The organism is Hydrogenovibrio halophilus DSM 15072, assembly GCF_000384235.1.
In the GTDB taxonomy this organism is placed as follows: domain Bacteria; phylum Pseudomonadota; class Gammaproteobacteria; order Thiomicrospirales; family Thiomicrospiraceae; genus Hydrogenovibrio; species Hydrogenovibrio halophilus.
On sequence record NZ_KB913033.1, the window covers coordinates 973,280 to 998,104 of the forward strand.

The 24,825-nt window shown below is 56.3% G+C and carries 21 protein-coding genes; 14 read left to right on the plus strand and 7 right to left on the minus strand.

The window, feature by feature from the left end; genetic code table 11:
- Positions 1–7: 7 nt before the first annotated feature.
- From A377_RS0104695 to A377_RS0104705, 3 genes are read right to left on the minus strand one after another with little or no spacing between them, the layout of a single operon-like run.
- The gene (locus A377_RS0104695; protein ID WP_019895029.1) at positions 8–442 is read right to left on the minus strand and encodes a hypothetical protein; all 435 of its coding nucleotides are present in this window, start codon (positions 440–442) and stop codon (positions 8–10) included.
- Positions 439–1,473: a DUF58 domain-containing protein gene (locus A377_RS0104700; protein ID WP_019895030.1), complete on the minus strand. Its 1,035-nt coding sequence runs from the start codon at positions 1,471–1,473 to the stop codon at positions 439–441. Before A377_RS0104700 ends, A377_RS0104695 begins: the two co-directional genes overlap by 4 nt.
- A gap of 3 nt (positions 1,474–1,476) precedes the next feature.
- Positions 1,477–2,451 (minus strand): AAA family ATPase, encoded by a 975-nt coding sequence (locus A377_RS0104705; protein ID WP_019895032.1) that lies wholly within the window; start codon positions 2,449–2,451, stop codon positions 1,477–1,479.
- Between the two features lie 238 nt (positions 2,452–2,689).
- Between A377_RS0104705 and A377_RS0104710 the strand changes: the two genes are divergently transcribed.
- The 3 genes from A377_RS0104710 to A377_RS13345 all read left to right on the plus strand — a co-directional run bounded on the left by A377_RS0104710 (position 2,690) and on the right by A377_RS13345 (position 5,505).
- Positions 2,690–3,403, plus strand: a complete 714-nt coding sequence (locus A377_RS0104710; RefSeq protein ID WP_019895033.1) for a DUF3581 family protein — start codon at positions 2,690–2,692, stop codon at positions 3,401–3,403.
- Positions 3,404–3,515: 112 nt separating this feature from the next.
- Positions 3,516–4,163, plus strand: a complete 648-nt coding sequence (locus tag A377_RS0104715; protein ID WP_019895035.1) for an ArsR/SmtB family transcription factor — start codon at positions 3,516–3,518, stop codon at positions 4,161–4,163.
- Between the two features lie 199 nt (positions 4,164–4,362).
- Positions 4,363–5,505, plus strand: a complete 1,143-nt coding sequence (locus A377_RS13345) for a methyl-accepting chemotaxis protein (RefSeq protein WP_281168793.1) — start codon at positions 4,363–4,365, stop codon at positions 5,503–5,505.
- A gap of 16 nt (positions 5,506–5,521) precedes the next feature.
- On the opposite strand, the gene A377_RS0104725 is transcribed toward A377_RS13345, so the two are convergent.
- On the minus strand, positions 5,522–6,784 hold the full coding sequence (locus tag A377_RS0104725) for a GGDEF domain-containing protein (RefSeq protein ID WP_019895037.1): 1,263 nt from the start codon (positions 6,782–6,784) through the stop codon (positions 5,522–5,524).
- A 135-nt stretch (positions 6,785–6,919) separates the two neighbouring features.
- Here A377_RS0104725 and A377_RS0104730 point away from each other — a divergent pair, with 135 nt between their 5' ends.
- The 11 genes from A377_RS0104730 (at position 6,920) to A377_RS0104780 (ending at position 19,763) form a co-directional block, all read left to right on the plus strand.
- A complete protein-coding gene (locus A377_RS0104730; RefSeq protein WP_245546772.1) occupies positions 6,920–7,816 on the plus strand; it encodes a DNA/RNA non-specific endonuclease in 897 nt (298 codons plus the stop codon).
- 3 nt (positions 7,817–7,819) lie between these two features.
- The gene (locus A377_RS0104735; protein ID WP_028485270.1) at positions 7,820–8,962 is read left to right on the plus strand and encodes a murein transglycosylase domain-containing protein; all 1,143 of its coding nucleotides are present in this window, start codon (positions 7,820–7,822) and stop codon (positions 8,960–8,962) included.
- Between the two features lie 371 nt (positions 8,963–9,333).
- Positions 9,334–10,113: a carboxy-S-adenosyl-L-methionine synthase CmoA gene (gene cmoA, locus A377_RS0104740; protein ID WP_245546774.1), complete on the plus strand. Its 780-nt coding sequence runs from the start codon at positions 9,334–9,336 to the stop codon at positions 10,111–10,113.
- A 9-nt stretch (positions 10,114–10,122) separates the two neighbouring features.
- A complete protein-coding gene (gene cmoB, locus A377_RS0104745; protein ID WP_019895041.1) occupies positions 10,123–11,121 on the plus strand; it encodes a tRNA 5-methoxyuridine(34)/uridine 5-oxyacetic acid(34) synthase CmoB in 999 nt (332 codons plus the stop codon).
- Positions 11,122–11,263: 142 nt separating this feature from the next.
- Positions 11,264–12,232 carry an AAA family ATPase gene (locus tag A377_RS0104750; RefSeq protein ID WP_019895042.1) on the plus strand — a complete coding sequence of 323 codons (969 nt, stop codon included), beginning with the start codon at positions 11,264–11,266 and terminating at the stop codon, positions 12,230–12,232.
- Positions 12,233–12,235: 3 nt separating this feature from the next.
- Positions 12,236–13,141 carry a DUF58 domain-containing protein gene (locus tag A377_RS0104755; RefSeq protein ID WP_019895044.1) on the plus strand — a complete coding sequence of 302 codons (906 nt, stop codon included), beginning with the start codon at positions 12,236–12,238 and terminating at the stop codon, positions 13,139–13,141.
- A complete protein-coding gene (locus A377_RS0104760) occupies positions 13,141–13,656 on the plus strand; it encodes a DUF4381 domain-containing protein (RefSeq protein WP_019895045.1) in 516 nt (171 codons plus the stop codon). The genes A377_RS0104755 and A377_RS0104760 overlap by 1 nt, the downstream gene beginning before the upstream one ends.
- Complete coding sequence (locus A377_RS0104765) at positions 13,653–14,684, plus strand: vWA domain-containing protein (protein WP_019895046.1); 1,032 nt, start codon at positions 13,653–13,655, stop codon at positions 14,682–14,684. Before A377_RS0104760 ends, A377_RS0104765 begins: the two co-directional genes overlap by 4 nt.
- A complete protein-coding gene (locus tag A377_RS0104770) occupies positions 14,681–16,675 on the plus strand; it encodes a tetratricopeptide repeat protein (RefSeq protein ID WP_019895047.1) in 1,995 nt (664 codons plus the stop codon). Before A377_RS0104765 ends, A377_RS0104770 begins: the two co-directional genes overlap by 4 nt.
- A 4-nt stretch (positions 16,676–16,679) precedes the next feature.
- Entirely contained in the window at positions 16,680–18,395 is a 1,716-nt protein-coding gene (locus A377_RS0104775) for a BatD family protein (RefSeq protein WP_019895049.1), read from the plus strand.
- A gap of 249 nt (positions 18,396–18,644) precedes the next feature.
- Positions 18,645–19,763 carry a GGDEF domain-containing protein gene (locus A377_RS0104780; protein ID WP_019895050.1) on the plus strand — a complete coding sequence of 373 codons (1,119 nt, stop codon included), beginning with the start codon at positions 18,645–18,647 and terminating at the stop codon, positions 19,761–19,763.
- Here A377_RS0104780 and A377_RS0104785 read toward each other — a convergent pair.
- The 3 genes from A377_RS0104785 to A377_RS0104795 are packed head-to-tail and all read right to left on the minus strand — an operon-like array spanning position 19,760 to position 24,638.
- Positions 19,760–22,075, minus strand: coding sequence for an AMP-binding protein (locus A377_RS0104785; protein ID WP_019895051.1), 2,316 nt, complete (start codon positions 22,073–22,075; stop codon positions 19,760–19,762). The two genes, A377_RS0104780 and A377_RS0104785, sit on opposite strands and share 4 nt — an antisense overlap.
- Positions 22,068–23,354 (minus strand): MFS transporter, encoded by a 1,287-nt coding sequence (locus A377_RS11880; RefSeq protein ID WP_019895053.1) that lies wholly within the window; start codon positions 23,352–23,354, stop codon positions 22,068–22,070. The genes A377_RS0104785 and A377_RS11880 overlap by 8 nt, the downstream gene beginning before the upstream one ends.
- A complete protein-coding gene (locus A377_RS0104795) occupies positions 23,355–24,638 on the minus strand; it encodes an OmpP1/FadL family transporter (RefSeq protein ID WP_157760738.1) in 1,284 nt (427 codons plus the stop codon). It lies immediately after the preceding gene.
- Positions 24,639–24,825: the final 187 nt, after the last annotated feature.

A 24,825-nucleotide genomic window follows, 5' to 3' on the forward strand; every position in this document is an offset into this window, starting at 1 on the left:
AAGGGTTTCACGTGAAACCGGTTGCGTGGAAAAGCACAAGGTCTGCAAGTGGTTGCGGTGGGTCGTGTCCTTCTGGGCACCGGCCACCGGCTTTTGAGTCTGGATTGAAATTTGCCAGGGGCGCGGACTGAAACAGGGCATACAGCTGCCAGCGCATGGCTTGCGTGGCGTTGTCTTCGCGCCATTCGGGGTGCGGTTTCTGCCATTGGCTTTTCACTGTGCGTGCCTGTCGTCGCCAGCGAGCGGTACGGGCAAAACGGGTGCGCCACAGCCACCAGCCTGCCAGCACCACAACCAGCAAAAGCCCCCAGCCCACCAGCGTCCACACCGCCGCCCAGTCAATGCCCGGATCAACCGGCCAGACCACAGGTTCAATCGGGTCGCTGGGGCCAACGGCCTGTTTTGTCTGAACGGCTTGACTTGCGCCTTTTTCCTCGCTCATGGGCGGCCTCCGATCACGGTGGCGTTCATCCCTGCCACAGACTGGCTCATGGCATTCAGGTCGTCGCAGGTGTCCAGCGCCATCCAGGCCAGTCCGGCCTGACGCAAATGGGCCTGCACCTCGGCAAAATAGTCTTTTGACCAGGCCTGGTAGGCCTCACGCAGAGACTCGGTGACCGCATGCACCGACCCATCACGCCCGCGCAATCTCAGACCGGCCACTTTTGGCAACCGGCGTTCGCTCGGGTCCTGCACCCAGATGGCCTTGATCATCAGCTTCTGCTGCAAGGTCATCAACAGGGTTTCGGTGGCCGCATCCAGATCGGAAAAATCGCTGATCAGAATCAAGCGGTCCCCCGGCTGTGCCCGCGCCTGCAAGTCAATCAATTCGTCATACAGCCGCGGACTCCGCCGCACCTGCTCGTCGTTCATGGGCGGACACGGCTGGCTGGCAAACTGCATCAGCGGTTCAAAACTGGCACTGCCCTCCCAGGTCGGGGAAACGCGCACCGATTCCGACAACACCACCGCCGAAACCGGAATCGCATCGCTCTGGGCCTGCCAGGCAAAATACCCGGCGGCACGCAATGCCTGGGTGGCTTTGAGATGACAGCGCGTCCCAAAGCGCATGGGCTGGCGCAAATCAATCAAGAGTGTCCAGCTTTCCTGGCGTTCTTCCTGATAAAGTTGGGTATAGGCGTCACCAGTGCGCGCCATCAGCCGCCAGTTGAGTCGGCGCACTTCGTCCCCCGGCTGATACAGGCGGCTTTCTTCGTATTCCATGCCTGCGCCCAGATAACGGCTCGCCTGCTCGCCCTGCTTGAAAGCGGCACTGACTTTGGGATTGGGCACCTGCGTTTGCAACAGCCGACCCAGGGCCCGCCCCAGATGGGTAATGTCATCTCCGCTCAACAAAGGCCAGACCGGATCCACCTGCGGTGCCTGAGACAGCTTTGCTCTGCCTGTCAGCGCGGACAAAGCCGAAGACCCGACCTGGTCAAAAAACGGTTTCAGCGAACGCCAGAGCCTCATCGCTTAATCAACGTCCACCGGTACCGGTACCGCCTCGACAATGGCATCAATCACCGCTTGCGGTGTCCAGTTCTGGGCGCGTCCGGCAAAACTCACCCGAATCCGGTGGCGCAACACATCGCCCACCACCGCAATCGCATCGTCCGGGGTCACGTAATCGCGATCGGCCAGCCAGGCATAAGCACTGGCGGCGTGCAGCAACGACAGACTCGCCCGCGGCGAGGCCCCGATTTCCAGCACACCGGCCCAATCCGGGTTGTAATCGCCCAGACGACGGGTGGCCCCCGTCAGCGCCACCATGTATTGCTCCACCGGCTCGGACACATACTGCTCCGCGATTTCATGACGCGCTGCCAACACCTTGTCCGGGGTCAGAAACGCCTCGAATTTTTCCTTGTCTTCGCCAAAGTGATGCGAACGGTCGCGGCGCAGAATTTCCAACTCTTCGTCTTCGGTCGGGTAATCCAGCGCCACATGCAACATAAACCGGTCCAGCTGGGCTTCGGGCAGCGGATAAGTGCCGCTCTGCTCCAGCGGGTTCTGCGTGGCCATCACAATAAACAAATCCGGCAAGGCGCGGGTCTGTCCACCTGCGGTGACCTGTTTTTCCGCCATCGCTTCCAGCAAAGCCGATTGCACCTTGGGTGGTGCCCGGTTGATTTCGTCGGCCAGCACGATCTCATGAAAAATCGGCCCCGGCACAAAGCGCAGCGTATGGGTGTCGGTGTCCAGAATTTCGGAGCCCACCACATCGCCCGGCATCAGATCCGGGGTAAACTGAATCCGCTGAAACCGCGCCTTCACCGCCGTGGACAAGGTTTTCACCGCCGTGGTTTTTGCCAGGCCTGGTGGGCCTTCCAGCAAAATATGGCCGCCTGTGAGCAGGCCGATCATCATTTTATCCAGCAGGGCTTCCTGGCCGACAATGACCTTCTGCAAATGGGCTTTGAGCGTTTTAAACGCCTGTTGGGTCGACATAATTCCGGCTCCTTACACTGTGCCGCGAGGCCTTACATTCAACTAATCGGTTGATTTTAAGCTCTGGTCACGCTCAATGCAATCAAACCCCTCAACCCCGCCACAGATTTTTTTTATGAGTCTCTCATCCCGGTGGCATCGACCACATGCGTCTTTTTGCTTCCAGACCAAAATAGAGATGCTTTTGTTGGCTTTTTTCAGTAAAATCTCGGGTTTTGCAACCTAATTGCGGGTCGATATGTATTTAGCGCCCTATTTCCAAGCCGATCAGGACATTGTCACCATCACGCCCGAGCAAGGCAGTGCCTTTGCCAAGCAGGTGGCCAATGATTTCAATCCACTGCACGATGCCGATTCGCGCCGTTTCTGTGTGCCCGGCGACCTGCTGTTTGCGCTAAACCTGGCCTGGTATGGTCTGTCTCAGCGTATGAGCTTCGATTACACCGGCATGGTGGGCAAAGGAGTGGAACTGGTGTTTCCGCCCACGGGTCCGGCCGAAAACGCCTTTGACATCTGCGACCGACAGGGCAAACCTTATCTGACCATTTCCCGCGAAGGCGACATCACCCAGGACATGGATCTGATTGAAGCCTTCACCCGCGCCTATGTCGCTTTTTCCGGGCAGAGCTTTCCGCACATACTGGTGCCGTTGATGCAGAAACATCAGGTCATGATTCACCCGGACAAACCCATGGTCATTTACGAAAACATGGCCTTTGACTTTGACCGCTTTGACGCGGAAAAACTGGGTTTGAAGCTGGGTGAAAGCGCGCTGGAGATGAAAGGCAAACGCGGATTGGTGCGCATCAATTTTGACATCGTCGACGGCGAGCGTCGCATTGGTTCCGGCTACAAAACCATGGTCCTAAGCAGCCTGCGCCCATACGAACAAAGCGGGGTGGACAAGCTGATTGAGCGCTATGAGGCGGCCAAGAACGCCTACCGCCACTAAGGCTTTTTCCCTGCTCAAACCCCCTTTTCTGGTCAGGTTTGCGTACCCATTTCAGAAAAGGTCGCGTTTATTCAACTGAGTGGTTTATAATCTCTGTATGTCACAGAGTCCCATGAAAATTCATTTGTTTGAACAACTGGCTCAGGTCAGCAAAGCCATCGGTCACGCCAACCGGCTGATGATCCTGGACGTGCTGATGCAGGCCGAGTGCGATGTGGAAACCCTGCACCAGAAAGTGGGGTTGAGCCTGGCCAATGTTTCCAAACACCTGCAAATTTTGAAGCAGGCAGGCCTGGTCAAACACCAGCGCCATGGCCAGCGGATGCTGTATTCCCTCAGTGACCAGCGAGTCCATAACCTGATTGCCGCTCTGCGCGACGTGGCCGAATCGCAACTGGCCAGCATGCAGGCCCTGCTGCAGGAACACCTCAAACCCAACACCCCATTGGCCCCGATTTCACTGGACCAGTTGCAAAAACTGTCACAGCCTTTCAAGCTGCTGGATGTGCGACCACCGGACGAATTTGCCGCTGGGCATATTCCCTCGGCCATCAATGTGCCGATTGACCAGCTGTCTGACAACCTGCCCGATGTCCAGGACGACACCACCATTGTGGTCTATTGTCGTGGTCCCTACTGCCTCTGGTCGCAAGAGGCGGTCGAAGCCCTGCAATCCAAGGGCCTCAAAGCCAAACGCCTGGCGGACGGCTACCCCGAATGGCAGGCCCGAAAAGGGGCACATCATGACGAACCCCTCTGACGAATACGAACTAAGCCAACAGGAACTGGCGGCCTATGCCCGGCAACTGGAAGCACCTCACCTTAAACCCGACGGCTACGCTGTGCATTGACTGCGCCAGCGACCAGAAATCCTGAACCCGAACGTACCCGGGCCATTTATTACGCAATAATGGCACGGGGTTTGCTAAACTGCCCATCCGTGTGACAAGGAGATGACCATGGGCATTTTTGGCAATAAGGCCGCATTGAGCCGATTGGAAAAAGAAAACAGACACTTGAAGCAGCAGTTGCATCAGGCGCAGTCGGATCAGGAAGAAGCCATTGAGCGCCTGAAAGCTGAAAACACCGAATTGAAACAAAGCCTGGATCAGTCACCAGCGGACGACTCGGCCGACAAACTGAGCCACCTGCAGGACCTGACCGTGATCAACCACCAGAGCTTTGACCGTTTCCGGAATCAGATTGCCGGGTTCAGCGGTCAGTTGCGTGACAAACGCCTGGAAATCGTCCAGGGTGGCAATGTGTCCCACGAAGCCTCACAGAACATGAACCAGGTTTCTGACGGCATCGCCAGACTGTCGGCCGAAGCCAGCGAAACCTCGCAATCGGTCACCGAGCTGAAAAACCGGGCCGACGAAATCGGCACCATCATCAGCATGATCGAAGACATTTCCGAGCAGACCAATCTGCTGGCCCTCAATGCTGCGATCGAGGCGGCCCGAGCGGGTGAAGCCGGACGCGGCTTTGCGGTGGTGGCCGACGAAGTGCGCGGCCTGTCTCAGCGCACGGCCAAAGCCACGGCCGAAATCGCCAGTCTGGTTCAGACCAACCAGAAACAGATGACCGGCAGCGAAGAGCGCATGCGCAGTGTCTCGGAAAACGCCCTGGCGCTCAAATCGGAAACCGATCAGGCCTCCGACGTGATCACCCATCTGATCAACATGCAGGGCGATCTCAGCACAAGCTTGGCTTCCAGTGCATTGCGTGGCTTTACCATGACTGCCATGGCCGACCATCTGATTTTCAAAAACGACATTTATCAGGCCCTGCTGGACGTCAAGGCGCTGTCGCCCGATGAATTGAAAGACTCGCGCAACTGCCGTCTGGGCCAATGGTATTATCAGGGCGAAGGGGCGGATTGCTACAGCAAACTGGACGGGTATGCCGATCTGGAAGCGCCGCATCAGGAAGTGCACGAGCTGGCAAAACGCATTCTGGAACTCAAAGCCATGGGCGATTATGACCAGGCCTGGTCAAAAGTGCGTCAACTGGAAACGGCCTCGGATCAGGTGGCCGCGGCTCTGAACCGCATTGCCGACAGTGGCGAAGCCAATGCCGCCATTCTCTGCGCCGCAGAATAAAAGCGACGCAGACGCACTACAGACTCTCAACCCGGTTTCGGCCTTTTTTCTTGGCCAGATACAGCGCCTGATCGGCGCGTTTGAGCAGCATCATTTCGCCTTCATTGGGGTGGTAGCCAGTGGCTCCGATGCTGACGGTGACCCGACCGGCTACCGGAAAATGAATGTCCGCAATCAGTTTGCGGATTTTTTCGGCCAATAAGTCGGTGCGGGCTTTGTTCAACCCCAATGCAATCAATAAAAACTCTTCCCCGCCCCAGCGGCCCAGCTGATCGGATTCACGCACTTCTTCACGCACGGCATCGGCCATCCGACAGAGGACGTCATCGCCGACATCATGGCCAAACGTGTCGTTGATTTCCTTGAAGTGATCCACATCAAACATCACCAGCCCGAACTGGGTGCCGTAACGGTCGGCGCGCTTGATTTCCGCTTCCAGCACCATCGACAGATGCCGCCGGTTATACAAATGGGTCAGCGCATCTTTCATTGCCAGCTCATTGAGCTGCTGCTGCATTTTGACCTGCTCGGACACATCCTTGCCGGTGGACACAAAATACTCAATCTCGCCCTCGGCATTGCACACCGGGCTGATGGTGGTTTCTTCGTGGTAGGTACGGCCGTCTTTGCAGCGGTTGATGATGCGATTGTGGTAGACCTTGCCTTCCAGAATGGTTTCCCAGAGTTCCTTGGCTTTTTTCGGGTCCTGCAGTTCGGATTTGAGCATGCTGGGTTTTCGGCCCAGCATTTCTTCTTCGCTGTAGCCGGTTTTGTCCTGCAGCGCCTGATTCACAAACACCAGACGCCCGGCACGATCGGTGATCTTGACCAGATCCCCGGTCTGCTCCACCACTCTGGCAAAGACTTCCAGCCGCTCGCGGTCCTGAATCTGAGCGGTGATGTCGACCATTTTGCCCAGCAGGTGCGTGACCCTGTTCTCGTCATCGCGCTCAAAGGTAATGCGCATGTCCACCCAGGCGTAATGCTGATCGGCCTTTTTCAGCCGGATCTGACGGGTCACATAGGCCTCACCCGACTCAACCGCCTGTTCGACCGCCTTTTCCAGTTTATCAAGATCTTCCGGATGCACCAGATCACGGTAACTCAAACGACTGTCGTAAAACGCCGCCGGGGTATAGCCGAAGACCTCGAAATTGTCCGACAGGTATTCCACCGGCCAATCCGGCGCATAGCGGCAATAAAAAATCACCGTATCGCTGTGGGTCAGCAGGGTCAGAATTTTGGCCGGGAGTTGTGCGTTACTAATGGGTTGCCACATAAATACGCATCTTAAAGCAAGATTCCTTACAAAAAGTCGGCTTTTGCCCAAATCTTTCTGATTGCTGATAAGCCCGGTTTATTCGAAGCAAAGAGAGCGAGGCATTCACCCATCGGATGCTTTAAAATGAACATCATGCGTATATCTCAATGGTCTGAATTCTGGCGAAGACTGCAACGGCAACCGGCCTGGCTGCGCTGGGGCTTTTTCTGGCTACCGACGGCCACCGGCTTTGTGCTGCTGCTGGCGTCCTTGACCTATTTGTACGAGGTCAAGGCCGCGCGCCCGGCCCTGGCCTTTTCCGGCGTGCCCAAAATCGACCAGGCCTGGTCAAAAATGGCACATGTTCTGCGCAATGAAGCTTTTTTGGTCGGCTACAGCGAAACACTCAAAAACCCGCTCTGGGTGGGCTATTGGGTCACGGACCAGACCCAACGTTTTGGCAAGCGTCCGCGCTTCGAAGCCGACTGGCGCACCCTCAGTTATGTCCACTACCACGATTACACCGGATCGAACTACAACCGCGGTCATCTGGCTCCCAATTATCTGATCGGTTCCCGCTACGGGCGTCACGCCCAGAAGGAAACCTTTCTGATGAGCAACATCACCCCGCAGAAACCGCGCTTCAACCAGAAAATCTGGCAGCGGCTGGAAGAAGTCAGCGCCGACAAATTCACGCAACACTTTCAACGCTTTTACGTGGTCACTGGCCCGGTTTTTGACGACGAACCCAAAACCCTTCGCAACCGTGATGGCGACACGGACATCGCCATTCCCAATGCCTTTTACAAAATCTTTATCCGCCCAACGCAAGACGGTACACCCTCGGCCCTGGCGTTCCTGATGCCCCAGGACGCACCGCCTAGAGCCAGTCTGAGCGATTACGTCACCAGCATTGATGCGATTGAAGCGCGCACCCAAATCGATTTTTTTCATGCCTTGCCCGATGAGATCGAAGACCGGATTGAGGCCAGTTCCGATCCCAAAGCCTGGCATTTGCACCGCTATGCCAATCTGCCGCCCAGGTACTGACGGATGAAACGACGAACCTTTTTGCAACGGCTTTTGATCGCCTCGGGCGTTGGCTTAAGCGGGTGTCAGCCCCATGAAATCCGACGGGGGATTTCACTGGCCCAAAAACTGGAAAACGGCGATGTGGGCTCGGCCGTGGCCTCCCAGATTCCGGGCAGCGGCGTCGCCCCTCTGGACCAACTGGTGCGCAAACAGCTGGCCAATCTGATTGACGAACTCGCGGCCAAATGGGGCGACGAAAAGGTGGCGTCGCCCAAGGAATACGTTAAATACACCGACAAGTATCTGACCCGTGCCATCATCAATTTTGAAAACGGCGCCATTCGGGTGGAAACCATTGACCCGGATCAATCACGGCAAAAATTGCACGACGGCATTGTCTCCACCTTGCTGACGCCGGAAAATCCGGCCAAAGTGGATCTGCTGTCCAGCGAAGCGATCGAAACCGGGCAAACGCCGTTTCTGAAAGGGCTGGTACGCGACACCGACAACAAAGCCATCTGGACCCAATGGCGCGCCAAACGCTATGCGGATCATTTATTGAAAACCGCTTACCAGCAGGACCGTTATCACGACAAGGACCGGCATTTTGTGACCTTTCACATGGTCCAAAACCATCAGGCTTCCCAGGCCAATCAGTATGCCGATCAGGTGCTGCGCCAAAGCCGCCGCTTCGGGATTCCGACCGATCTGACCTACGCCATCATCGAAACCGAAAGCAGTTTCAATCCCTATGCCATGAGCCACATTCCGGCTTACGGCCTGATGCAGATTGTGCCCGCCAGCGCCGGGCGCGATGCCTACCAGCTGCTGCACAAAGAAGCGGGCACGCCGTCGAAAAATTATCTGTTCCAACCCAACAAAAACATCGAAATGGGCACCGCCTATCTCCACATTCTCAACACCCGCTATCTGGCCAGAGTACGCGACCCACAGACACGGCAATACTGTGTGATCGCCGGCTACAACACCGGCAGCGGCAATGTGCTCAAAGCGTTTGACAGCAACCGCGACCGGGCCTTTGCCAAAATCAATGCCTTGAGCCCGGATCAAACCTACCAACACCTGCGCCAACACCTGAAATACGCCGAAGCACGCCACTACCTCAAAAAAGTCACCCAGGCCCAAAAACGTTACCAAGCCTGATACAACCACAAAAAAGGTCATGCTTAATAAGCCCGAACGACCAGGTTTTTCAAGGAACGCCACTGGATCCCATCGCAAAGCTTTCGTCGTGCTTCTTTGCTTTGCCACAGGAAATACCCTTGCGCCTGTCTGAGCGAAGCGAGTTCGCAAGGGTCCTGTGGCAAAGCTTAGACAGCACAGAAAGTGTGCGCTGGGTGTGCTTTTTTGGTTCGTTTTTTGCACAAGCAAAAAATGAATACCCTTCGCATTATTCGGAAAATAAGGATAAGCAAGACAGCAACACAAACTATCATCCTTAACGAAGCAGAGTAATCCCTTAACACCAAGCGAAATACTGAGCCACAACAAAATATCTCTCCGCCCCGGCCGGGATGACAGCATGGCACTTGCCCAAAGGACAGACTATAATAGCCAGCATGAAAGACACCCTCTACGCCCAACCCCACGAAGCCCTTGGCACCTTTCAATTCAACGAATCGGTGGCGGCGGTGTTTCCGGACATGATTCAACGCTCGGTGCCCGGCTACCAGACCATTCTGGCCGGCATCGGCGAGCTGACCGCCACCTACGCCCAGGCCGACAGCCATCTGTACGATCTGGGCTGTTCTCTGGGCGCAGCCACCCTGACCATGCGCCGTCAATGTCCCGAAAGCTGTCGGATTCTGGCGGTGGACAATGCCCCGGCCATGATCGAACGCGCCCGCACCTATCTGGAGGGATACCATTCCAATACGTCGGTAGAACTGAGCTGTCAGGACATTCAGGATGTGGCCATCGAAAACGCCAGTGTGGTGGTCATCAATTTCACGTTGCAATTCATCGAACCAGCACAGCGGCTGACCCTGCTCAAACGGATTTATCAGGGCCTGAACCCAGGCGGGATTCTGATTCTTTCGGAAAAGATTCACTTTGACCAGTCCGGGATTCAATCGGCGATTGAGCACCTGCACCTGCAGTTCAAACGTGCCAACGGTTATTCGGAACTGGAAATCGGCCAGAAACGCACCGCGCTGGAAGACGTGCTGATCAGCGACAGTCGTCAAACTCACCTGGATCGCATGAGCGAGGCCGGATTTGAGCAGGCTAACATCTGGTTTCAGGCGTATAATTTCGCGTCCTTTCTGGCCATAAAAACGACCGATCATTCTTAAAGGTTTCATGTGAAACATTTCTGGCAGGATTACCACACTTTCTGGCCCGCTCTGGAAGACGCCAATCTGCCGCACTGGCAGGAGGCGCTCAAACCAAGGCTGGAGATCGCACTGGACCCACAAGCCAATGGCAATCTGCCCAGATGGTTGCCGGCACTGGAAAGCATCCATCGGTTGCCCGGATCGGAACACGCGGTTCTGGACCAGCCGGTGGTGCAGGCCTGGTCAAAAACGCCCTTTGTGGACCCAGACGAACTGACCCAGACCCTGAAAGCGCTGATGCCCTGGCGCAAAGGCCCGTTTGAAATCGAAGGCGTCTACATCGACACCGAATGGCGCTCGGACCTCAAATGGGCGCGCGTCGCCCCACATCTGAGCGACCTGACCAACCGACGGGTGCTCGACATCGGTTGCGGCAGTGGCTACCACCTGTGGCGCATGCTGGGTGCCGGAGCGCGCTTTGCTGTGGGCGTGGACCCGGGACTGCAATTCATGGCCCAGTTTCTGGCAATGAAACATTTTCTGGGCCCCGATCTGCCTGCCTGGTTCTTGCCCCTGACGCTGGAACAGCTGCCTTTGAGGCAACAATGTCAGCAGTTTGATACCGTGTTTTCCATGGGCGTGCTCTACCACCGTCGTTCCCCCATCGATCATCTGATCGACCTCAAGCGCCATCTCCGCCCCGGCGGTGAACTGGTGCTGGAAACCCTGGTGGTCCCGGACGATTACGGCCAGCTTCTGGTTCCCAAGGACCGCTATGCGCAAATGAACAATGTCTGGTTTCTGCCTTCGGTGAGCGAGCTGCAACGCTGGCTGGAAAAGTGCGGGTATCGCAATGTGCGCTGTGTGGACGTGGACCAGACCGATACCAACGAACAACGCAGCACCGACTGGATGCAATGGAAATCCCTGGCCGATTTTCTCAACCCGGACAACCCCGATCAGACGGTCGAAGGCTACCCCGCCCCCAGACGCGCGGTACTGCTGGCCAACACCCCCAGAGGCTGATGCCATGCTCTGTGCCATGGCCTGACAAAGCCCCGTCCGCACGCCGACTCAAACAGCGGGCTGCGGACGCCCATTGCGTCTGCTCCGGTCCTGATTATAATGAAAGGCTTTCCCATCGCCATTTCCGAGTCATGAGGTGCCCATGTCCCAAGCCCTGCAAGCGCAATGTCAAACCCTGTTACAACAACTCGACACCCAGATCATCGGCCAGTCGCATCTGACCGAACGGATGCTGATCACCCTGTTGTGTGCCGGTCACCTGCTGGTCGAAGGGCCGCCGGGACTCGCCAAAACCCGCGCGATCAAAACCCTGGCGCAGATGATTGAGGGCGACTACCATCGCATTCAGTTCACTCCCGACCTGCTGCCCTCGGACATTACCGGCACCGAAATCTACCGTCAGGAAACCGGCCAGTTTGAATTGCAGAAAGGCCCGATTTTCCAGAATCTGGTTCTGGCCGATGAAATCAACCGCGCCCCGGCCAAAGTCCAGTCGGCATTGCTGGAAGCCATGGCCGAAGAACAGGTCACGGTGGGCAAACACACTCTGGCGCTGGAAAAATTGTTTATGGTGATGGCGACCCAAAACCCGATTGAGCAGGAAGGCACCTATCCCCTGCCAGAAGCGCAACTGGACCGGTTTCTTATGCATGTGCGCATTGACTACCCGGACCGCGAAGCCGAAAGGGCGATTCTGACCCTGACCGAAAACGAAGCCCGCGATGACGTGGAAGCGCCGGCCCTGCCTCACCTGGACCAGGCGGACCTGTTTGCCGCGCGTCAGGCCGTGCTGGACGTGCACCTCAACGACAATCTGAAAACCTACATCATTGAACTGGTCATGGCCACGCGTCAGCCTCAGAATTACGACGCCACTCTGGCCAGTTACATTGACTATGGTGTCAGCCCCCGCGCCACCCTGGCGCTGGCACGCACCGCACGGGCGCACGCCTGGCTGCGGGGACAGGATTATGTGTCGCCGGACAACATTCAGGCCGTGGTCCACGACATTTTCCGTCACCGTCTGCTGTTGAGCTTCGAGGCCGAAGCCGCCAACCAGACACCGGATTCGGTGGTGAACGCCTTGCTGGAACGGGTACCGGTGGTGTGATCGATGGCCAGCCTGTATAGCGACCTGTCCCAACTGACCGCGCTGAGGTTTCATGTGAAACATCGGCGACTGGTGCGCCAGCAAAAGCTGGTTTCGCAGAAAGGCGGTGCCCATCAAGCCGTGCGCAAAGGTCGGGGCATGAGCTTCAGTGAGGTCCGCGAATACCAGCCAGGCGATGACGTGCGCCACATCGACTGGAAAGTCACGGCCCGACAGCAGAAAGCCCACACCAAAGTGTTTACCGAAGAACTGGAAAAACCGGTCATGGTGCTCTGCGAACAAACCCCGGTGATGTTTTTCGCCAGTCAGGTGCGCTTCAAGTCGGTGCAGGCCCTCAATCTGGCCACCGCGCTGGGCTGGATCACCCTGCATCAGGGCGACCGGATCGGCGGCTGGAGTTTTAATCATCAGACGCACACCTTTGTGCCCGCCAAACACCAGCACCGCAGCCTGATGCGTTTTGTCCAGCAAACCCAAACATTGCAACAGAGTCTGAGCGCCCCCGGCCTGCAGGACCCCCATGCCTGGACCCGGCAACTGGAAGCGATCAGCCCCAGCCTGCGCCCGGGCACCCGGTTGATTCTAATCGGGCATCTGCTCAATCAGCCGGACGGTTTTTTTGCCCGCTTACGCCTGCTGAAAAAACACCACCAGCTGGACCTGATTCACGTGTATGACCCGCTGGAACAGCAATTGCCCCACAACGGGATGCTCACGGTCACCGACGGGCACACCCAGACCCGGCTCAACAGTGCCAGTCAGGCCGTGCAGGACGCCTGGCAAAGCGGTTTTCACCAGGCCTGGTCAAATTTGCACTTGCATTGTCAGCGACTGCACTTGCCCCTGCTGGCGATCAACACTCAGGATGACCCGGTCACGGCACTGCAACAGGCGGGGATGATTCGCTGATGCCACAACTGACGCCGCAACAGCAGGAACTGCTGGCCAAGCTCAAGGACATTCAACTGCCGGAACCGGTGGGCTGGTGGCCACCCTCCCAAACCCTGATCGGCCTGATGGTGGGACTGGGCGGCATTCTGATCGGCCTGATCTGGTATTACCTGACCCAGCGTCGCCAGAATCGCTACCGGCGCGAGGCTCTGGCCCGGCTCGACCGCATCACCGCCGACCTCGCCGACCCGCTGGCGCAACTTCAAGCCACGCAAGCCTTGCTCAAACAAGTGGCCATCACCCAGTATGGCCGCAGCCGGGTGGCGTCTTTGAGCGACGCGGACTGGGTGGCGTTTCTGCATGAGACCGCACTCTATCTGCCGCAGCCCGAACACCTGGCGGCCACCCTTTCCTGGCTTTACCGTGACCCATCCAGCGATGGTCTGACCGAATCGGGAGCGGCATCAGACCACGCCCAGATCACAGAAGCCCTCACCTACGCACGGCGATGGATCAAGGGGCACCACAAATGATCGAAACCGTGACCCAACTCTGGCAGCATCTGGATTGGCTGCAACCGTGGCTACTGGCGCTTGCACCTCTGCCCTGGTTGCTCAAGCGTCTGCTGCCGCCGCGAAAAACCCAGACCCTGCCCTTGCACGCGCCACACCTGCTCAATCAATGGCAGCAAGCGCCCAAAGCCCAATGGCAAGCGCCGACTCAGTCGAGTGCCATTCCGCCCCTGCTGACGCTGATCTGGTTGTGTCTGCTGCTGTCTGCAATGCGCCCGGTCTGGTTTCTGGACAATCAGCCGTTTCAGGCCAGTGGCCGCGACATGATGCTGGCGGTGGATCTGTCGGGCAGCATGGAAAAAGAGGACATGCGCCTCGGGGTCGATTATGTGGATCGCCTCACCGCGGTCAAACACGTGGTTCAGGACTTTATCCAGCGCCGTCAGGGCGACCGCATGGGGTTGGTGGTCTTTGGCACTCAGGCCTTTCTGCAAAGTCCGCTGACCCATGACCTGAATACCGTGCGCACTCTGCTGGCGGAAACCGCGATTGGCATGGCCGGCAACAACACCGCGATTGGCGACGCCATCGGCATCAGCCTCAAGCACCTCCAGGCTTCGCAACAGGAAAACGCGGTGCTGATTTTGTTGACCGATGGCTCCAATACCGCCGGCGCTGTCACGCCCATGGATGCCGCGACTCAGGCACAGGCCGCGGGCCTGAAAATTCACACCATTGCCTTTGGCGACGCCGACCCCAATACCCGCGGCAGCATCGAAGAATTCCTGTTCAGCAATCGAAGCAACATTGACTTGCAGACCCTGAAAACCATTGCCGAAAACACCGGGGGCGAATTTTTTGTGGCCAACAAAACCGACCAATTGGAAACCATTTACCAGACCATTGACGAACTGGAAGCCACCGAACACAACGTAAATAGCTACCGGCTACGCGAAGAACTCTACCACTGGCCACTGGGTGCCGCGCTGCTTCTGAGCTGGCTTTATGCCCTGCGATTCGTCTGGCCCGGCAGCGGGAGGTCAATATGAACGAGGCCCTGTTTCATTTTCTGCGACCCCAATGGCTGTGGGCGTTTGTGCCATTGCTGGTCATGTTATGGGCGCTGTGGCGTTCCCAGAAACGAAGCAACCGCTGGCAGTCACTGATTGACCCGGCTTTTCATCGTGTGTTGCTGGGCCAGACTTCCCAGTCGCAACGACAGTACCTTGGGCTGGTTGGGCTGGGGCTTTTGTGGTCGCTGGCCGTGATCGCCTTGGCCGGTCCCACCTGGAGCAAAGTCGACACGCCGGCCGAAAAAACCCGTCAGGGCATGGTGATTCTGCAGGACCTGTCTCTGAGCCAGCGCGCCGAAGACCTCAAACCCAATCGCCTCACCCGCGCCCGTTACCTTCTCACGGACCAACTGACCCAACGCCCATGGCTGCACACCGGCCTGGTCGGCTATGCCGGCAGCGCCCACGCCATCACCCCGATCAGCGAAGCCAACCAGACATTGCTGAGCATGCTGCCGGTACTGGACCCGGTGATCATGCCCGAATACGGGGCCGATGCGTTGGCAGGTTTTGAGCTGGCCAACCGGCTGTTTGACGGTGCCCGGATTGACCGCAAACACCTGCTCTGGGTCACAGACGACATCGAAGCCGACGAGGTGGATTTGCTTGCTGACTTTGTCCAAGCCAATCAGATCGATTTGCGCATTCTGGTGGTCGGCACTCAGACAGGTGGCCCCATTCCCATCCCCGATTATGGCCTGATCAAAAACGATCAGGGGCGAGCAGTAGAACCCGGTGTGCCGCTGACCCGATTTGAAACGCTGGCTCGCCGCACCAACAGCCCGATGATGCAATTGACCCAGACCCCCATCGATGCCGCTCCGCTGTTTCCGTCACCGCTGATGGCCGGCAGCGAGCCCGAAAGCGAACACACCCAACGACGCGATCAATGGCTGGATCAGGGGCTGTGGCTGCTCTGGATCCTGATCCCCGGTCTGCTGATAGGTTTTCGCCGTGGCCTGTTGCTGACGCTGATGCCGGTGTGGGCCTTGTTGCCCGCTTTGCTTCTGAGCGGTCTGAGCTTTGCGCCCACTTCCCTGCAGGCCGAAACCAAAACGGAAACACAAGCCGAGACTGCTTCCCAGTCCCTAAATCTGCTGGAAGTGCTCAAGTCCGGCGACCAGCAGGGCTATGAAAAGTTCCAGCAAAAAGATTACGCTGCCGCCGCCGACCGGTTTGAAGACCCAATGTGGCGCGGCGTAAGCCTCTACCGTCAGGGCCATTACCAGGACGCGCTGAAAGCCTTCAATCAGGCCCAAGGACCCGAAGCCGACTACAATCGTGGCAATGTCCTGACCCAAATGGGTCGTTTTGACGAAGCGATTGAGGCATATGAACAGGCGCTGAAAAAGGCCCCTGACCACGAGAAAGCAAAACACAACCGAAAACTCGTTGAAAAGCTTAAAAATGCCCAACCGCCGGAGAGCGACGATCAGCCCGCCGGACAGGACCCAGGTGACAATCAGGGCGCACCGGATCAGACGCCTCCAGAGCAGGCGGACAGCGGCCAACAGGGCCAGCAGAGCGATCAGGCGCAAGGCGAAAGTCAAAACGGTCAGGGCTCTGCGCCCAACCAATCCGCACAGAACGATCTGGATCAACGCCAGCAAGCCCCGCCAAAAAAGCCGTCCGGCGAAAAAGGCGAAGAGGACACCAATGCGGATGCCAGTGAACAAACCCAGGCGGAAAATCTGGGCCAGGCGGCGGAGGAAACACCCGCATCAGAGTCCGAAAGCGAAGACCCGACCAGGGAAGCCATGAATCCGGTGGATGACGCGGCACAAACCAGTGAGATGGCGGAACAGAGCGCACAGGCACGCGAATCCGAACAGGCGCGACAAACCTGGCTCAACCAGATTCCGGACGAACCGGCCCGGTTTCTGAAACGCAAATTCGACTATCAATATCAGCAACGACAACAGTCCGACACCGAGCGCGCGGATGGGCAGAACGAAAAAATATGGTGACTGCATGAAACCTCGCAAACGCCGATACCACAGCCGGGAACACCGTCGACTGCTGAATTACATCAGTCTGGTCATTTTGGGGGCCGTGCTGATGCTGTTGCTGATTCCCCAATTGTATGCCGCCAATCCACAGCTGGACGTTCACGTGGACCGCGCCGAGATCGAAATGGGCGATGTGCTTAAACTCAAAATCCAGACCAATTTTGAAACCACTGGCACGCCCGATTTCAGCGCTCTGGAAGACCAGTTTGAGATACTCGGACGCCAGCGCAGCAGCCGCATTGAGATCACCAATGGCCGCTACAAAGCGTTCTCACGCTGGGACCTGCACCTGACCCCCAGGCAGACAGGCGAGCTGGCCATCCCGCCGTTTGAAGTCGACAACGCCATCAGCGCGCCCCTGACCATTACCGTCACAGCACCGAGCAAGAACCCGGACGCGCAGCAAGGGCCCAGTTTTGTGGAATCGTTTGTCGACGCCAAATCGGTGTATGTGCAGCAACAGGTGCATTACACCCTGCGTTTTTATCATCTGGGCCAGTTTATCAATGGCAACATTCGTCCGCCCCGCTTTGAGAACGCCCTGTCCTTTTCGCTGCGCAACCAGTTTCAATACCAGAAACAGATCGGGCCTCACCGCTACCAGGTGTACGAATGGACTTGGGTGTTTTACCCTCAGAAAAGCGGCCAGTACACCCTGCCACCTCAGGGCTTTGACGGGCGCATTCAGTACCGTGGGCAACTGCGTCTGGTACAGGACCGGACCCAGCCGATTACTATGGAAGTCAAACCCGTACCCGATGCCTTTCCGTCCGATGCTCCCTGGCTGCCGGCCCGCGAAGTCAATCTCAAACAGACGTTTGAAAAACTGTCGAAAGCCGCGGTCGGTGACACCCTGACCCGAAAAATCACGCTTCAGGCCAACGGCTTGCTGGCTTCGCAACTGCCCGAAATCCAGACGACCAGCTCGGAAGGCCTGTCCCTCTATCCGAAAAAACCGTCTCTGGACAATCAGGCTCATCGCCAGAGCGTGGTCAGCGAACGTCAACAGACCATTGAAACCATTGCCCGGCAAGCCGGAAAACAACACTTTGAAGCTTTGACCCTGCATTGGTGGAACACCCAGACCGACCAGCTGGAAACCCTGACCCTGCCGTCACGTACATTTGCGGTTAGTGAAACCGCCGGTGACCAGGGACAGGTATTTCTGCCGGAGCAGACAACGGCCGAACCGGAAACGCCCCCTGCCACCGAGAGCACAGACTGGGCCCCACCCAAATGGTGGCTCTGGGCGCTGGTGCCCCTGATTCTACTGAGTTTGTTTGCGCTGATGCGTTACCGCCCAACTGGGGGCACAAAATCGGGCAAGTCACATGCTGAACCCGCGCAAAAACACCCGCGGCACCAGTCTGACACCCCGGCAGAAGACGATTTTTGTCAGTCAAACCGCCTCACCGCGACCGAGGTTTATCGACAATTGCAGGCCCGATGCCAGCAAAGCCCCGCGCTTTGGGAAAATGCCGAATCCCAGGCACTGAAGCAGGCGCTGGAAGCCCATTTGTTTGCGCAAAGGCCATTGTCGGACCAATCCCTGAACAAACTGAAAACCCGTTTCTGTGAAACCGCTCAACACCCAACCCTGACCGATTCCAACCAACAACCGGACACACAACTGCGTCCCCTGTATCCGCAAACCCCCAAAAATGACCAGGCCTGGTAATAAACCGTATGTAAAAGTAATTGTTGTTAAAAGTTGTTCACCCGAATGTTTACTTGCGTTTCTTCGATTCATGAATTTGTGCTGAGATTGCGAAGGAACTTGTTTTCACAAGGAAATTTCTGAGGAAGTGTCGTATCTATGATTACGGCCGACTGAAGAAATATTTCTTGTGGAAACAAGGGGCAAGCAAGGTCGGTGCAAATTTATGGAATATTCGGGTTATAATCCCTGTTCAATATACGGGTTTCTATGCGACGATTTCTGACACCATTTCACCATCGGCTCAAGCTGAACAAAAACACGCCCGAATACCACCGGGCGGTTTTTTTGTGGTATTACCTCTGGATCATTGCATCAATCTTTGCTTTTTTCAGTGTATTCAACTTGACCAAAACTCTCAATTATCCTGTGGCACTGGCTGAAATTCTATTATTTTTCAGTCTCATGGGTCTGGTATACCGTTTTCAGAACCGTGAAACGATGCAACAGGTGGTCTGGGCCTTTGTTGGATTAATGACCCTGTTTGCCCTGTTTTACGCGGTCGCTTCCATCAAAACCAATGATCCGTTTGTCTGGATGCCATTGTTTATATTCAGTAATTTTTTTCTGTTGGGTTCCAAAAATGGGTTTCGGGTCAATCTGATTTTTCTGATTCTGTTTCTGGGCTATCTGTGGTCGCCCTTTCTTCAGCAAATGACTATAGCCGGTAAAATAAACAGCACCCTGGCGCTTTTAAGCATTTTTGTCGCCATATATTTTTATGAAATCAGCCGTGAAAAGGCTTACCATCAACTCAATGTCCGAAGCCGACAGATGTATCAAAGTTCCATTACCGATGCCCTGACCCGTTTGCCCAACCGTACAGCACTGGATCAACAGTTCAACGACTTATTCACACAGAAAAAACCTCAACCCGACTGGCATCTGCTCATTCTGGACCTGGATCACTTCAAACGATTGAATGATCGGCTGGGGCATCTGGCTGGAGACGACGCCCTAAAAAAGGTCGCCAGGGTACTCCACCGATATCAGCCGGATGCCATGGCACTGGGACGCTGGGGCGGCGAAGAATTTCTGCTAGCACTCAACCGGCCAGCCAATCAAGTCACTGAACTGGCAGAATCGATCCGCCAGGAGGTTGAAACGCTCTCACCGGAACTGGGGGAAAGCCGTGACCTGACCATCAGTATCGGCATTGCCAACTGGCAGGCATCCTTTCTTGATCTCGATGACTGGATCGCCGCAGCCGACAAACAGTTATATCAGGCCAAAGCCAAAGGTCGCAATCGCGTTGTGATCGCAGAACCGAGTGGTGGGGAGATTTCACATGAAACCTTCCTGAGACCGCCAAATGACCATTTGGCTTAAAACTTCGTCGATTGAAAATGCCCTTCGGCGATTTTCTGCACCGCGGGGTAATCGGTTTTGCCGGTACCCAATACCGGAATCGCTTCCACCAGAATCACGGTTCGAGGCACCATCAGATCCGATACCTGGGCTTCTTTTGCGGCTTCACGCACACTTTGGCGACTGAGCGATTCGTCGTTGGTCACCAGAATCAATTGCTCGCCTTTGCGCGGATCGGCCACGGCCACCACCACGTGATGCCCCTGTGGGTTGGCCGCATTGATGTAAGTTTCCACCGCCGTCAGCGAGATCATTTCGCCCGCAATTTTGGCAAATCGCTTGGCCCGGCCGCGGATGGTGATAAACCCTTCTTCATCGATGGTGACCACATCGCCTGTGTCATACCAGCCATCCTCAGGTGGCTGTAACTGACCGGGCCGGTCGTAAAGCAGATAGCCCAGCATCACATTGGGGCCTTTTACCTGCAAACTGCCGCCTTCGGTGATGCCTTCAATCGACCGCAAACGGGCAGACACGCCCGGCACCAGCTGTCCCACTGTGCCATTTTTGAAGCTCTGTGGAATATTGACCGCCAGCACGGGCGCGGTTTCGGTGACCCCATAGCCTTCCAGCACCGGGGTATGGAATTTGTCGGCAAACAGGCGTCGGGTTTCCGGGCGCAGTTTTTCCGCACCCGCGACCATGTAACGTACGCTGTAGAAATCGTAGGGATCGGCTTTTTTGGCGTAGCCATTGAAAAAGGTGTCGGTGCCAAACAGCAGTTTGGCGTTGAGATGATACAGCTTTTCCGGGATCACCGCGTAATGCAGAGGCGAAGGGTACAAATACACTCTGGCCCCTTTCAAAACCGGCCACAGCAACCCGGCGGTCAGCCCGAAACTGTGAAAGCAGGGCAAGGCATTGAACAACTGTTCATTGGGCAAAAGATTGAGCATCGCCGAAATCTGGTGGATGTTGGCCACCAGATTGTCGTGGGAAAGCACCACGCCTTTGGGCACCCCTTCGGAACCGGAAGTAAACAGCACCACCGCTTCTTCATTGGGCTTTTTGACCAGGCCTGGTAAGTTTTTAGGCCGTTGGACCAGAGCCGACAATTTGTCGACTGCGGTGACGGTTTCGCGCACGTCTTCCAGATAAACCACTTCCACCAAATCCGATAGCGCCGCCAGAGTTTCGTCCAGATCAAACGCGTCCACGAACTTGCGCGAGGTGATGATCGTTTGCAACTGTGCGGTTTGACAGGCTGAGCGCATCGGACCCAGCCCGGCAGTGAAATTGAGCAGGGCCGGTACCCAGCCATAAGCCTGTAGCCCGAAAAAAGTCACCGCCAACCCGGACACATTGGGCAATAACACGCCCACTCGGTTTGGTGCTTTGTTTAATGTCTCATTGGATTCGTCGGAGGTTTGAGCCAGCCGTTGCGCCAGTTTTTTGCCCAGAATCATGGCGCCCAATCGCAGCTTTTTGCGCGTCAACGCGACCTCATTGATGTCTTCCACGCAAATGTCTTTGATGACATCGGCTTTTTCCGCATCCAGCAAGGCCTGCCAGAGGTTCTTGGGCTGGTGATTGGCCTCAAAGCTCACATCGCGCATCAACAGAAACAGCGCATTCTGATAAGCCTTATGCCGCTTATGACCGTGTGAAGACGGCGTGGCACCATTGGGCAAGTCCAGAAACCGTGGCGGGGTCAAGGTCAGGGTGATCCGTGGGAACCAGCGCAGAGGGGTGAAGGCCACCCGCATGCCATCCAGATACGAAAACCGGGAAAACTGTGCCCCTTCGATCTGGATCGGCAAAATCTGCGCGCCGGCCTTGTGCGCCACCAGCCCCGTGCCTTCGTAAATTTTCATCAGACTGCCGGTGGTGGTGACCCGCCCTTCCGGGAAAATCATGCACTGGCGACCGGTTTTGAGCGCCTTGATCACCCGTTTGATCGCATAGGGATTGTAAAAATTGACTTTGAAATGCTCGACAAAACTCAGCAGAAAGCGCTCATGCCATTTTCGGGTATGGCCTTCATCGATCATAAACGCCGTGTGTCCGGGCACAAACACACTGATCAGGACCCCATCGATCAGGGACACATGATTGGCCACCAGCAACAGGGGCGCGTCCGTTTCCAACGCGGTCTGATAATGGGCAAGCCCCTTGACCCGAACCCGATAAAGCACCTTCAGCAAGCCCTTGAACACCAAGCGCATCACCCGATGCCGCAACCCCGGACGGTAATGGGGCAACGGGGCTTTCTTTGGTTCGGATGCCTGAGCGCCTTCGCGCCGGGTCTCGATTTTTTCTTTGCTTTCAGTCATTTTGACTCCGGTTTAACTCTCGCAAACGTCGACGATGCGACCAGATGCTGACGCCAAATACCATCGCGCTCAACATCCACAAAACGGTCAATATTCCGGCCCCCATCGCATACACCGCCATGATCCAGAGCGCAGACAACACCATAAACAAGGCATTGATGATGTTATTCACCGCCAACACGCGAGCGCGCTGGCGTCTGGGCGATCGCTGCAACAACAAAGTATAAAGCGGCACAATCAAACGCCCGCCTATGGCCGCAATCCACAACAAAACCAGTGCCAGTGCCACGCCCTGAGGCAACATCAAAAAGCCTGGCAGGTCCAAGGCTGTTTCACGTGAAACCGGAAAGGTTTGCAGTTGCCAGGCGCTGATCGCCACCAGCAAAGCCAGCAGCAGCCAGCTGCGCCCCAGACCCTTCACCTCATGGAGTGATTCAATTCGGGGATGACGCCAGACCACCCACAAAGCGCCCAGCCCGATGCCCAAGGCAAAACTGACCAGTAAGGCCACGGCCACCGTGTCTTCGGCCCCCAGGCCTTCCTTGACCAACACCGGAATCTGGCTCAAAAAGGTCGCCCCCACAAACCAAAAGCTGGCAATGGACAGAATCGCAAACCAGGCCTGGTGAAACGCTCTGGCCTCGGCCACTTCTCGCCAGGTCAAACGCCATAAATGCGTGTCCAGACGCATCTCGGGCGATTGCGCTTTGGTATCGGGCAGAAACAAGGCGGTCAGCCAACCCAGTAACGCCAGGGTCACCACCGCCAGAGCCATCCAGTATTCACCGTGATCGATGATCACCACCCAGCCGCCCATCAGAGTGCCCAGCAAAATGGCGACAAAGGTGGAGGCATTCAACCAACCGTTGGCCTGCATCAGCCGGATCGGGCTCAAATACTCAGGCAGGATGGCGTATTTGATCGGCCCGAAAAAGGTGGATTGCACCCCCATAAAAAACAAGGTGCCCAGCAACAGCGGCATCGATTGCGCGATCAGGGCCATGGCCCCAAACAACATAATCAGCAACTCGGCCAGTTTGATCCGTTTGATCAGATCGCTTTTGCAATAGCGATCGGCCAGCTGACCGGCAAAGGCCGAAAACAGGAAAAATGGCAGAATGAAAATTCCGGCCGCCATGGCCACCCACAGACCGGCTTCTTCGCCCGATTCGACCAGCGAAAAGGTGATCAGCATCACCAGCGCGTTTTTATACAGATTGTCGTTAAAAGCGCCGGCAAACTGCACCCAAAACAGGGGAATAAAAGGCCGTTTGATCATTTAGTATCGCCACACCATTTGTGCACTGAAAATATTGACCGTGGAATCGTATTTGCCTTTCAGGGTGTTGGTGCCCAGTGAATTGGTCTGGGCATAATTCACCTTGGCCTTGTCGGCCCACAAATGGCTGTAGCCCAGATCCAGGGTCCAGTTTTGGGCCAGATCATAACCCAGCCCCACGGAAAACCAGCGGCGGTCCACATCCGGGTTGCGCGGTGAACGATGGGTTTTGTCCGGCACCGGCGTGTTGTCATAGGCCAGCCCTGTGCGCAAACGTAATGCGTCGCTGGCGTGATAAACCGCGCCCAGACTGTAGCGCCAGCTGTCTTTGAAATTTTGATTGGCGTTGGTCACATTGCCATTTTCATATTTCATCACCAACTCGTCATAGGCCGACCATTGGGTCCAGGTCGTGCTGGCCAATAATTGCCATTTTTCGGCAAGATGGTAATCCACGGCCAGAGACGCCGAAGCGGGCATGGTCACAGACGAACTGGCGTCCATGTCATACAGCGAACCGGAAACGGCCGAATCAATGCCCTGATAATCGACTTTTCCCTGGACATCGTGCTGCACTTGCGAACGGTAAGCCAAACCCATATTCAGCCGATCCAGCGGCTGAAACATGATGCCCGCATTCCAGCCGAGGGCCCAACTGTCGCCGGTGACTTTGGCATTGCCATCCTCGGCACCCAATGCGGATTGATTGATCTTTTGCTCCAACACCACATCCACGTATTGCGCATTCAAACCCAGCCCAACTTGCCACTGATCATTGATCGCTGTGCTCCAGGCCGGATTGAGGTTGACCGTTTTCAGATCGGTTTCGGTGGCGTGATAACGGCCGACCCAATCTTCGTCATAGGAAATATGCTGCCCGAAGGGCACATTGATGCCCAGGCCCAGCGTGTGGTTGCCAAAACGCTGGGCCCAGTACAGGTTGGGCACAAATCCCACGGTTGCACCGTCATCCCCTCCGCTGCCCTCATCCGCTGATCCGGCAAATGTTGAACCTTGATCGCTGAAACGCGCCGTCGGCGCAATCACATGCCCGGCCAACGCGATTTGATTGGATGCCAGATTCGACAACACCGCCGGATTGAACCACATGCTGCTGACGTCCTGACGTTCCGCCGCCGCACCTGCATAAGACAGGCCTTGCCCACTGGCCGATTGTTCCACCAACTGAAACCCGGAAGCCTGCAACGGCGGCGACAGCACCAGGGTCAATGCGGACAGGGAAAACGACAAACCCTGGATGGAAACACGCGCTGCGAGCTTCATAAACGATTCCTGAATGAAAACATCCCTGCATTTTAGCAACTGATCATGCCGGGCGGATTGAATCTGGTTATGGGTCATTAAATCCGCCCGGAGCGGAAACGCCTTCGGCCAAAAAAGTCTGCAAAAGCCCGGTCAAATGCCTTTTTGACCAGGCCTGGTGGTGAGGCCTGTGCAGAGCCCGCTGCAC

Excerpts from the sequence above, each read along its gene's own strand:
- A377_RS0104695 (WP_019895029.1), bottom strand. The coding sequence starts at position 442 with ATGAGCGAGGAAAAAGGCGCAAGTCAAGCCGTTCAGACAAAACAGGCC.
- A377_RS0104700 (WP_019895030.1), bottom strand. The coding sequence starts at position 1,473 with ATGAGGCTCTGGCGTTCGCTGAAACCGTTTTTTGACCAGGTCGGGTCT.
- A377_RS0104705 (WP_019895032.1), bottom strand. The coding sequence starts at position 2,451 with ATGTCGACCCAACAGGCGTTTAAAACGCTCAAAGCCCATTTGCAGAAG.
- A377_RS0104710 (WP_019895033.1), top strand. The coding sequence starts at position 2,690 with ATGTATTTAGCGCCCTATTTCCAAGCCGATCAGGACATTGTCACCATC.
- A377_RS0104715 (WP_019895035.1), top strand. The coding sequence starts at position 3,516 with ATGAAAATTCATTTGTTTGAACAACTGGCTCAGGTCAGCAAAGCCATC.
- A377_RS13345 (WP_281168793.1), top strand. The coding sequence starts at position 4,363 with ATGGGCATTTTTGGCAATAAGGCCGCATTGAGCCGATTGGAAAAAGAA.
- A377_RS0104725 (WP_019895037.1), bottom strand. The coding sequence starts at position 6,784 with ATGTGGCAACCCATTAGTAACGCACAACTCCCGGCCAAAATTCTGACC.
- A377_RS0104730 (WP_245546772.1), top strand. The coding sequence starts at position 6,920 with ATGCGTATATCTCAATGGTCTGAATTCTGGCGAAGACTGCAACGGCAA.
- A377_RS0104735 (WP_028485270.1), top strand. The coding sequence starts at position 7,820 with ATGAAACGACGAACCTTTTTGCAACGGCTTTTGATCGCCTCGGGCGTT.
- cmoA (WP_245546774.1), top strand. The coding sequence starts at position 9,334 with ATGACAGCATGGCACTTGCCCAAAGGACAGACTATAATAGCCAGCATG.
- A377_RS0104750 (WP_019895042.1), top strand. The coding sequence starts at position 11,264 with ATGTCCCAAGCCCTGCAAGCGCAATGTCAAACCCTGTTACAACAACTC.
- A377_RS0104755 (WP_019895044.1), top strand. The coding sequence starts at position 12,236 with ATGGCCAGCCTGTATAGCGACCTGTCCCAACTGACCGCGCTGAGGTTT.
- A377_RS0104760 (WP_019895045.1), top strand. The coding sequence starts at position 13,141 with ATGCCACAACTGACGCCGCAACAGCAGGAACTGCTGGCCAAGCTCAAG.
- A377_RS0104765 (WP_019895046.1), top strand. The coding sequence starts at position 13,653 with ATGATCGAAACCGTGACCCAACTCTGGCAGCATCTGGATTGGCTGCAA.
- A377_RS0104770 (WP_019895047.1), top strand. The coding sequence starts at position 14,681 with ATGAACGAGGCCCTGTTTCATTTTCTGCGACCCCAATGGCTGTGGGCG.
- A377_RS0104775 (WP_019895049.1), top strand. The coding sequence starts at position 16,680 with ATGAAACCTCGCAAACGCCGATACCACAGCCGGGAACACCGTCGACTG.
- A377_RS0104780 (WP_019895050.1), top strand. The coding sequence starts at position 18,645 with ATGCGACGATTTCTGACACCATTTCACCATCGGCTCAAGCTGAACAAA.
- A377_RS0104785 (WP_019895051.1), bottom strand. The coding sequence starts at position 22,075 with ATGACTGAAAGCAAAGAAAAAATCGAGACCCGGCGCGAAGGCGCTCAG.
- A377_RS11880 (WP_019895053.1), bottom strand. The coding sequence starts at position 23,354 with ATGATCAAACGGCCTTTTATTCCCCTGTTTTGGGTGCAGTTTGCCGGC.
- A377_RS0104795 (WP_157760738.1), bottom strand. The coding sequence starts at position 24,638 with ATGAAGCTCGCAGCGCGTGTTTCCATCCAGGGTTTGTCGTTTTCCCTG.